This is a genomic window from Propionibacterium acidifaciens DSM 21887, from assembly GCF_000426605.1.
Taxonomy (GTDB): Bacteria; Actinomycetota; Actinomycetes; order Propionibacteriales; family Propionibacteriaceae; genus Propionibacterium; species Propionibacterium acidifaciens.
Map to the genome: position 1 here is coordinate 1 of NZ_AUFR01000077.1, position 1,686 is coordinate 1,686.

The window sequence follows — 1,686 nt, forward strand, 5'->3', positions numbered from 1 at the left end:
ACCGACACCACCTCGGTGACTCGCCCGTCCGGGGTGTGGAGGATGTCGCCCTCATGCAACTGCTCGGCCGGGATGTAGCCACGATCCTCAACATATGGCCGTCATGAAACAAGATCGTTTCTGGTTTCGCGGAGTGGGAGGTGCTCGAAGTCGTAGTCGAAGGTGCGGCCGGTGACGTGGGAGGCGAGCGCGTCGAGGACTCTTCAGGGGTCTCGTGCTGGATGTTCGCGGTGTTGTTCTTGGTCGTGTTCCAGACGTGCTCGTCGCGGTCTTGTCGAGCGGGTCGGGCGGTCCGAGGCTCGGCCCGCACAGGCGAAGGAGCAGCTAGTAGGAGGAGTCCGGCTGGTGTTCGGCGTCGAACAGGATCTTCACGGCGTCACGTATAGCCGGGACGTCCCAGAACTCGGCGTGGACGCCCGCCGGGGAGGGCGGCCGGGCGAGGATGGTCTTGGGTTCCTGCTTCCGGACGCGGGCGGGTTTCGCTGCGTCCTGGTTCCCGGCGCCCCCGGTCGGCGCCGAACACATCCGCGCGCCCTGCCACCCGGCCAGCCATTTCCGCACGTTCCTCTCCGCCCGTTCGACCCTTTCAGCGATGATACCCACATCGACGCCACGGGAGGCGTGCAGAATCGTTTCGGCCTTCATCCCGACGAGCACGTGACTGCCAAGCCACTTCTTCGACCTGATCAGGACGGCAGTTTCTTCTGGGGTGACCTCAACCGGCATGCCCCAATCATATCCGGAGCGGCACAGGAAATCCATGGAAAATACGGTTTTGTTTCATGTGGCCATATACTTCTACTCAAAGCAATTTGAATGCAGATTCAAGCATCGTCGCAGCATCAGACTCAATCTGCTTTAACTCATGATACAACCTCCCAATAAAGTTGGCGATCGACGTGAATATTACTTCTCGCTCGTACGGTGCGCTGCTGACGGTTGGATTGAAACAGGAAGACACCACCCACTTATTATTATGACTTTTGATGGAAACTACCCCTATCTCTTCGTAGTCAAGTGATTCAAATTCGAAATCGTGCAGCGGAGAAGAAGCCGTCCAATGACCTAGTGACCATGCCAATTCAAGCACCGGAAAAGTCGGCTCGTTTAGTATGACAAGTCCATGATCAGAGATTACCAAAGAAGCCTCAACGCCAATCAGATACCCGACTTCTGAACGCTCTGGAATTTGCGTAGTTGATAAATCGAAAAATTTAAACTCCACAATCATACCCCTTTTACAGGGAACGCGTTTATAACTCTTCCATCAATAGACAAAACAGATCGTATTCGAGTTTGACCCTTTGTTCCAACTTCTCTCCCCAGGTCAGAAACCACTCGGAACGTATCATTTGGATGATTTGGATTTGGCACCACTTGCGAATCTCCAGACTTCAACTCTTCTGCAACCCATGATTGCGCTTCAGAGATATCATCAGTGTCAAATTTTGCTTGATTTCCAGAAGCGCTCGCAAGATGCTTATTCTTAATAAAGATATCATCAGGATTACTTGCCGCCTTTTCTATTGCACCCTGTTGCGTCTCGTTTATACCGCATCCGCTGGGGCCGTTGTTGTTGTGGACGAGGATGGCCTGTCCGGTGTCGGTGACCACGTGGTAGTTGTGAAGGCCACCGATGGCTAGGTTGTGGACGGTTTGGGCGTGTCCGGTGGCCTGGACCGACAC

3 protein-coding genes are annotated in these 1,686 nt (G+C 54.3%); all 3 read right to left on the reverse strand.

Annotated elements, in window-relative coordinates; genetic code table 11:
• Positions 1-324: 324 nt before the first annotated feature.
• Positions 325-726, reverse strand: coding sequence for a hypothetical protein (locus K336_RS16455; protein ID WP_051245791.1), 402 nt, complete (start codon positions 724-726; stop codon positions 325-327).
• 76 nt (positions 727-802) lie between these two features.
• Positions 803-1,231 (reverse strand): DUF7878 domain-containing protein, encoded by a 429-nt coding sequence (locus tag K336_RS18830; RefSeq protein WP_155945123.1) that lies wholly within the window; start codon positions 1,229-1,231, stop codon positions 803-805.
• A partial coding sequence (locus K336_RS18835) for a hypothetical protein (protein ID WP_211223517.1) occupies positions 1,228-1,686 on the reverse strand: 459 nt, incomplete at its 5' end. The genes K336_RS18835 and K336_RS18830, both read right to left, overlap by 4 nt.

Bases quoted from the DNA above. Each gene is read 5' to 3' on its own strand.
- K336_RS16455 (WP_051245791.1), bottom strand. From the start codon at position 726: ATGCCGGTTGAGGTCACCCCAGAAGAAACTGCCGTCCTGATCAGGTCG.
- K336_RS18830 (WP_155945123.1), bottom strand. From the start codon at position 1,231: ATGATTGTGGAGTTTAAATTTTTCGATTTATCAACTACGCAAATTCCA.